This is a genomic window from Microbulbifer pacificus, assembly GCF_002959965.1.
GTDB classification, from domain to species: Bacteria; Pseudomonadota; Gammaproteobacteria; order Pseudomonadales; family Cellvibrionaceae; genus Microbulbifer; species Microbulbifer pacificus_A.
Map to the genome: position 1 here is coordinate 1 of NZ_PREV01000005.1, position 6,507 is coordinate 6,507.

Genomic DNA, 6,507 nt, shown 5'->3' on the forward strand with positions numbered 1-6,507 from the left:
TCAGCGGTTCAAGTCCGCTTGGAAGCTCTTGATATATAAGGCTTTCTCCATGATTGGGGAAAGCCTTTTTTAAATTTCTTCTAACATTCTTCTAACGAACGCATTTAAATAGAATATATGTTCTTAACTTTTTCCATATTTTCATTAAAAGTTTGAACAGCTTCAAGTTGCATAGAAGGCAATAAATGAGTATACGTATTTAAGGTCATTTCTATAGAACCGTGTCCTAATCTTTCTGAAACAACTTTTACTGGTACTCCCATTTTTAACATTAATGTTGCATGTGTGTGTCTCATATCATGGAATCTGATTTTTGGAAGTTTAGATCGCTCCACGAATTTATCAAATCTTCTATTCACATTACGCACATCTACGGGATCACCTACAGCACGACAAATAATTAAATCCTGGTCATCGTAATCCTCACCCAATTGTAATTTAATTGCTGAAACAACCTTTTTTCTTTTTATCAATAAATCAATCGTATCTTTTCCAATATCAATTACACGTATAGCATTTTTTGTCTTACCTTCTGAAAAACCAGTTTTGGAGTATGATCGCATCACTCGAATTTTATTATTAATGAAGTCGATGTCTTGCCATTTGAGTCCTAGTATTTCACCCTTTCTCATTCCTGTATATAATGCAAGATGGTAAACAAGGTGATCCCATTCATCTTCCACAAAGTCCAAGAACGTAATCATTTGTGTTTCATCCCAAACTTTAATATCTTTGTGTTTTACTGTAGGTGTCTTAACGACACTAGCAGGATTTCTTTTTATCAATTGGTACTGTAAAGCGTATTCTAAAGACGCGCGTATAATGGAATGGATTTTCTTTATAGTAGCAGTCGATTTCCCTTGGTCCTCCAATTCTGAATAAAAATTATCTATAGCAAGACTGTTTAATTTATTCAGCTTAAAACGACCTAATCCGGGTTTTATATGTTTATTAATCATGTGTTTATAGGTTTCATGAGTGTTTGCGCTGACCTTATTCTTTTTATTTTGGTGCCACGAATCTAAAAAATCACTATATGGTAATTTAGATGGCTCTACATACACACCTTGGTTTAACTCATTTAATATTCGAGGCAGTTCTTCTTCTGCAGCTTTCTTCGAATCGTATCCAGATAACCATTTTTGTTTTCGTTTTTCACCTGTGCCAATATCTACAACAATATAATATCGTTTATCTTTTCTAGCGATATGACCTCTCACTTTAATTCCTCCCGTTTATTAAATGCTTTGGTATCTCAACAAAGTCTATTCTGTTACCTCTTATGTTTCCTTCTTCATCTTTCCAAATTTGATCATAAACCGGTAACTTTAACCTTTGTTCTAATTGCTTTTGCTTTCTTTTAGTATCCAATGAGGTAATTTTCATGGTATCGCTCCCTTATATATTGTTTGTTTTGGTACATTTCAAGTCGTTTTATAGCAAACTCAAAATCTACGTTAAATAGATTAACAATGTCATAGACTGATATTTCTCCCAATTGATCTAACATAAAAGTCGGTACACAAAAGTGATATGCAAAATGATCCGCCTGCCATTCTTGTAAATCAAAAAACAATTGATTCATTAACAACTGGTTCCCAGAATGTCTTAGGTAATGACAAGCTTCATGTCCGAAAATCATCCATTCGATTCGAGCTGTACTCTTAACTAATACAATTTCATTATCCAACCTAAAAGCGCGTTTCTGATATGTGATTTCTACCCCTAATTTGTTTGCAATTGTATGCATGTCTAAGTCTTTTGGTTGTTCGACACCGATAGAGCTAAATATTCTAAAGATATAGTCCTCAAGATGTGAATACAAATTATGACCTCCCATGGCCCTTAATTGTAGAATATACGTTCTGTTTTTGGTTAAAAGAGAAGGTGTACAGTATTTGTACCCCTTTGAGATAAGTAAAAGTTATATATTGGTATAATTTTTACTTATAATGTTATAATATAAGAAAGAAGATAATTTACCCGTTACTTCATTAAACTCTTTTCCGATCAACGTATCAACTCCGATTCCTTGTAATGGTGATGTTATTTCCGCTGTTATACGGTTAACTTCTTTCGTTACGTCGGTGATGTGTGCTAGTTGGTTCGTTGCTTCGGTCAAGTGTGATAATTTAGCAATCAATTTTGTTGTCACCCCTGGCTTTTTATCCAGGGTTTCTTTATGTTTCCATAAAGTTCAGCATATCTTATCATCCTAATAGGACGCCGGACGCTCGTGGGTGTATTATTGGTTGTCCTTCCTCAACACCTATGCGTTGCACCTTCCGAACTACACTTGAAGAACTTCATTCGGCTTGGCTCATGGTTGCCGTATCTTTTGACTTAGGTTTTCCATGAATTCATCCAGTTTGCATCTATAAATTACTTTATAGTGGGGCAATTTCTTTCTTATTATTGAAAAGGTGCACACTGTACACCTACTATCACTCTACTATTCTACCGTAGTAATTCCAAAAGTCACTTTCTGAATTTATCTCATTCTTAGAGTGATTACCAATTTCACCTTGTATTTCCTCGTCAAGTTTCTCCCATATGTTGCCTCTTATCAAATAACTATCTGAGTATCTATAAACTCTTTGGGGGAATTTTTCTTTATTCTCTTTCCAGTCTTCGAAATCCAAATCGTTTATAGTATCTTTATTAAATAAAGCGGAAACTCTTGTCAGATCATCTAGTTCTCCTGGTTCGTATGAGGTAATTACAATTTCATTTGCATCCAAAACGGATAAGTGTTCCACCAGCGTCATAGCTACATTAGGAAAACTTTCTTTAGAATCATCAAGAACTAATGTGCTATCTGGTATGTATTCAGTTGGATAAATTACTGCAATTGAATTATCTTTTACTACCAAGTCAAAATCCTCAAATAACTTAGCATTTTCAACAATGGCAGTTGTCTGCTCCTCTAGTGAAAGACCCTCTATATCTTCAGTAGATAGTTGACTTGGTTCGCTAGAGCATCCTCCTAGGATAAATGTTGTTGTTAGAAACATAAATATTAACTTCTTCAAAAAATCGCCCCCTCAATTAATTATTATCTATATAATAGCCATTCTCTCTATTCTTTTTGGCTCTTTTTAAACTTAACGTAATTGTACAATTCCCTCATGTCTTCGGAAGTGAAAGATTTCATGTCATCAAACATTAAATCAATATCTGGGAACTCTTTCTCAAACTTCCTTATGTAATAGTCTTTTATGTTTTCATCATTCTCATTACCTAGCAAGTAATCAACAGTAACATCAAAGTATTTAGATAATTTAACTAAAGTTTCAAGATCTGGTTCTCTTTTATTACTTTCACTTTCATAATAACCATACGCTTGTCTTGTAATCCCTAATATTTCGGCAACGTCTTGTTGTTTTAATCCTCGTTTAGTTCTTAACATCTTCAAACGGTTTTGAAAACTCATATTTACTACTCCTTAGAAAACTTAATATCATAAGTATAACGCAACAATCAGTTGCTTTAAATAAAGGTAACAAAAAATTGCATAGAAGTGTTGACAGAAACAAAATGTTGCGTATAATATAAATTAACAAGCAACAAAATGTTTCTTTTGGAGGTGATTTACTTGAGAGAATGGTTAGCAAATCCTCGAAAATCAAAAGGTCTTACACATCAACAGGTTGCTGACAAAGTCGGTATAAAGCGCCAATATTACGGTATGATTGAAAGCGGTGAAAGAACTCCTAGTGTTACAACCGCAAAAAGAATATCAGAAGTTTTAGACCTAGATTGGACCATTTTTTTTGAAAGTAAAAGCAACAAAATGTTTCTATCGCAAAAACAAGCTATATAGGAGGTAATCAAATGAATGAACTAACAGAACAAGAAATCAGAAAGCAATTATTGAATGTACAACTAGAGAAAGAAAAAAACTTAATCAAAGCTCAGGAAATTGTAGTAAATCATCTTGAAGAAAAAATTATTATAGGTGAGTCTGCCACAGTTGCAGCTATGGCAGACATTTTAAAGAGTTAATCTCTTTTAGTCATTTCTTCATAAATAACTCTTAAATCTTTCGCAACTTGTTCAGCAGTCAAAGGTTCTGGACCAATATCAGTTCGACCTACCGATGAGTGCGTGTTGGAATTGTGCCCATACATTGCTTTAAGTATTTCCACAGCTTGAGGAATGTAATTTGTATTCAATTTATTCACCACCTTTCTAGTACTAGTTTACTAGAAAAAGATGGAAATAAAAATAAGGAGTGATTCAAATGAATCAATTAGTTTTTAAATCAAATGACCAAGTAGTTACAAGCTCAAGGAACATCGCAAGAGATTTTGGCAAAGAGCATAAAAATGTGATTCGTGATATTAGGGGCCTGCTCAAAAATGAGCCAGCAAAAGATATGTTTTATGAAACAACCTATATTCATGAAAAAAACAATCAAGAGTTTGTTCAATACCTAATGAATCGAGATGGATTTACATTACTCATTATGGGATTCACTGGTAAGAAAGCAATGAAATTCAAAATGAATTATATGAAAGCTTTTAATCAAATGGAACAGCAACTTAAAGAATTAAATAAACCATCCTACATGATTGATGATCCAATCAAACGGGCTGAAATATGGATTAGTGAACAAAAAGAGAAAAAAGAACTTGAAACTAAAAATCGAGTATTAGAACAACGTGTATCAGAATACGAGCCTAAAATTACGTATTTAGATGAAATTCTTAAATCGACTGATTCTGTTGCTGTCTCCCAAGTTGCTGAGGATTACGGAATGACTGGTCAAGAAATGAATAAATTACTAAACCAAATCGGCATTCAATACAAGATGGGCGGGCAATGGTTGCTTTATTCCAAGCACAAAGGTAACGGATATACGAAATCTAACACTGTCGACATTACTCATACCGATGGTAGGAAGTCGGTTCGTATGCACACAAAATGGACTCAGAAAGGAAGACTATTTATCTATGAATCTTTGAAAAGTGAAGGAATTCTTCCTTTGATGGAAATTAACTTAAACAACCGCAAAAAGCTAGAAGGTGTTCATTAATGAGTAAAATTTTAAACTTAAATTCTTTTGATAGAACTTATAAAAGAATAGTAGAAAAATCAAGCAATGATTTGATAAAAATAAATGTTGAATTTTATCACCATGATTTTCAAAGTGAACCATTTTTGCACACGGAAGCAAAAGTACAAAACGTATTATTCGATAGATCCCTTGATGGTGGAGCAGTTATCACAATCATGACAAATGAAAGCTATCTATCGTTTGCTGAAAAGAATTACCACACAAACTTATCTGGGGACGATGTAGTTTTTTCTTCCAAACATAATAGCGAAACTTACTGCATCATCCAATTCATATAAGGAGGCCATCTAAATGTCAATGGAAGACACTATCCGTCAAATAGTCCGAGAAGAGAACGAGAAGCATCAACAAGAAATAAAATTGTTAATTAGTTCTCTATCTCAATCTCACCAAGATCAAAATCATCCAAAGACGATTTCAGTCAGAGAAGCTTCAGAAATATTAGGATTTGGCGTTAATAAAACTTACGAATTGATAAAGAGACATAAACAGACAGGATTCCCGCATTTGAGGGATGGGAAAATCATTCGTGTTCCTTACCAAGCATTGATCCACTGGATTAATCAGCAATCAACTCTACAAGCAAACTAGAAACCAACTGAGGGAGCCGGTAATTACATTATAACGTTGCAATCCTAGATATACTGTGCAACCCCTGCAATCGTACGACAAGCGTGCAAACTATGCACAGAAAGGGGTGAAAACAATGCTTCACTACAAACAAGCTAACTTACAACTAGAGGAACTAGACGATGTTGAAATAGGAAAAAAGCTAAGGTTTATGCGTAAGCGTAAAGGTTGGAGTCAAGAAAAGATGGGTGAAAAAATGCACCTATCTAGAAGCAACATATCAAGAATGGAATCGGGTTTATTACCAGTTCGCCATAGAGAGTTTCTAAAGTGGGCAAACAATACGAACTCGCAGGACGTTGTACTATCCATCATGTTTAACATCGACGTTGCACAAGCAATGGAGATACTAACGCAAGTAGCAAGCGCATTAACCGGTGTAATGACCATATTTTTAGGAGGGATAGCATGAAAAAGATGAATTTCAAAGATCATTTCAGAGAGAAAGACATTCAAAAAGCAAAGAACGAATTTAGCTGTATGGCTGAATTGGCAATGTCAATTAATACAAACGCACAAGCTGGCAATTTTGAGAAGGCACTAACAAGAGGTGAGGACTTAATCAAATCACTAGAACGATTCGTATATCTCAATGAAAGAAAACAGGCCGATGATAGTTACCAAGCATTAATTGAAGATTTAAAGCAAAGAGGAATTAGTCCAGAGAAAGTGATCATGCATCTTGAGGAAAAAGCGATATGAGTAAACGAGCATATAACGTGTTTCATACATTCGCATTCGTCGCAGCGTTAGCATTCTTGTTTTACGCATTAACTAACAGTTAGGAGTTATTCCAA

General features: G+C 34.3%; 12 protein-coding genes. 7 read left to right on the forward strand and 5 right to left on the reverse strand.

All coding sequences use genetic code 11. The features are described from left to right. Window positions 1–104: 104 nt before the first annotated feature. The 4 genes from C3938_RS00200 to C3938_RS00215 form a co-directional block, all read right to left on the reverse strand. The gene (locus tag C3938_RS00200) at window positions 105–1,220 is read right to left on the reverse strand and encodes a tyrosine-type recombinase/integrase (RefSeq protein WP_105101305.1); all 1,116 of its coding nucleotides are present in this window, start codon (window positions 1,218–1,220) and stop codon (window positions 105–107) included. Between the two features lie 140 nt (window positions 1,221–1,360). Further along, window positions 1,361–1,825 (reverse strand): ImmA/IrrE family metallo-endopeptidase, encoded by a 465-nt coding sequence (locus tag C3938_RS00205; protein WP_199775446.1) that lies wholly within the window; start codon window positions 1,823–1,825, stop codon window positions 1,361–1,363. 619 nt (window positions 1,826–2,444) lie between these two features. Beyond that, on the reverse strand, window positions 2,445–3,032 hold the full coding sequence (locus tag C3938_RS00210) for a hypothetical protein (RefSeq protein WP_105101307.1): 588 nt from the start codon (window positions 3,030–3,032) through the stop codon (window positions 2,445–2,447). Between the two features lie 47 nt (window positions 3,033–3,079). Continuing rightward, the gene (locus tag C3938_RS00215) at window positions 3,080–3,433 is read right to left on the reverse strand and encodes a helix-turn-helix domain-containing protein (protein WP_105101308.1); all 354 of its coding nucleotides are present in this window, start codon (window positions 3,431–3,433) and stop codon (window positions 3,080–3,082) included. Between the two features lie 162 nt (window positions 3,434–3,595). Between C3938_RS00215 and C3938_RS00220 the strand changes: the two genes are divergently transcribed. Continuing rightward, window positions 3,596–3,823, forward strand: a complete 228-nt coding sequence (locus C3938_RS00220; RefSeq protein WP_199775447.1) for a helix-turn-helix transcriptional regulator — start codon at window positions 3,596–3,598, stop codon at window positions 3,821–3,823. An 11-nt stretch (window positions 3,824–3,834) separates the two neighbouring features. After that, window positions 3,835–4,005, forward strand: a complete 171-nt coding sequence (locus C3938_RS17645; protein WP_158681477.1) for a hypothetical protein — start codon at window positions 3,835–3,837, stop codon at window positions 4,003–4,005. On the opposite strand, the gene C3938_RS17650 is transcribed toward C3938_RS17645, so the two are convergent. Then, a complete protein-coding gene (locus tag C3938_RS17650; protein WP_158681478.1) occupies window positions 4,002–4,184 on the reverse strand; it encodes a hypothetical protein in 183 nt (60 codons plus the stop codon). The two genes, C3938_RS17645 and C3938_RS17650, sit on opposite strands and share 4 nt — an antisense overlap. A 59-nt stretch (window positions 4,185–4,243) precedes the next feature. Between C3938_RS17650 and C3938_RS00225 the strand changes: the two genes are divergently transcribed. The 5 genes from C3938_RS00225 to C3938_RS00240 all read left to right on the forward strand — a co-directional run bounded on the left by C3938_RS00225 (window position 4,244) and on the right by C3938_RS00240 (window position 6,412). Continuing rightward, entirely contained in the window at window positions 4,244–5,038 is a 795-nt protein-coding gene (locus C3938_RS00225; RefSeq protein WP_199775448.1) for a phage regulatory protein/antirepressor Ant, read from the forward strand. Further along, complete coding sequence (locus C3938_RS17655) at window positions 5,038–5,358, forward strand: hypothetical protein (protein ID WP_158681479.1); 321 nt, start codon at window positions 5,038–5,040, stop codon at window positions 5,356–5,358. Before C3938_RS00225 ends, C3938_RS17655 begins: the two co-directional genes overlap by 1 nt. A gap of 13 nt (window positions 5,359–5,371) precedes the next feature. Continuing rightward, window positions 5,372–5,671, forward strand: a complete 300-nt coding sequence (locus C3938_RS00230; protein WP_105101311.1) for a helix-turn-helix domain-containing protein — start codon at window positions 5,372–5,374, stop codon at window positions 5,669–5,671. A gap of 115 nt (window positions 5,672–5,786) precedes the next feature. Next, window positions 5,787–6,122, forward strand: coding sequence for a helix-turn-helix domain-containing protein (locus tag C3938_RS00235; RefSeq protein ID WP_158681480.1), 336 nt, complete (start codon window positions 5,787–5,789; stop codon window positions 6,120–6,122). After that, the gene (locus C3938_RS00240) at window positions 6,119–6,412 is read left to right on the forward strand and encodes a hypothetical protein (protein ID WP_105101313.1); all 294 of its coding nucleotides are present in this window, start codon (window positions 6,119–6,121) and stop codon (window positions 6,410–6,412) included. Before C3938_RS00235 ends, C3938_RS00240 begins: the two co-directional genes overlap by 4 nt. Window positions 6,413–6,507 lie beyond the last annotated feature (95 nt).

Excerpts from the sequence above, each read along its gene's own strand:
- C3938_RS00215 (WP_105101308.1), bottom strand. The coding sequence starts at position 3,433 with ATGAGTTTTCAAAACCGTTTGAAGATGTTAAGAACTAAACGAGGATTA.
- C3938_RS17645 (WP_158681477.1), top strand. The coding sequence starts at position 3,835 with ATGAATGAACTAACAGAACAAGAAATCAGAAAGCAATTATTGAATGTA.
- C3938_RS00225 (WP_199775448.1), top strand. The coding sequence starts at position 4,244 with ATGAATCAATTAGTTTTTAAATCAAATGACCAAGTAGTTACAAGCTCA.
- C3938_RS17655 (WP_158681479.1), top strand. The coding sequence starts at position 5,038 with ATGAGTAAAATTTTAAACTTAAATTCTTTTGATAGAACTTATAAAAGA.
- C3938_RS00230 (WP_105101311.1), top strand. The coding sequence starts at position 5,372 with ATGTCAATGGAAGACACTATCCGTCAAATAGTCCGAGAAGAGAACGAG.
- C3938_RS00235 (WP_158681480.1), top strand. The coding sequence starts at position 5,787 with ATGCTTCACTACAAACAAGCTAACTTACAACTAGAGGAACTAGACGAT.
- C3938_RS00240 (WP_105101313.1), top strand. The coding sequence starts at position 6,119 with ATGAAAAAGATGAATTTCAAAGATCATTTCAGAGAGAAAGACATTCAA.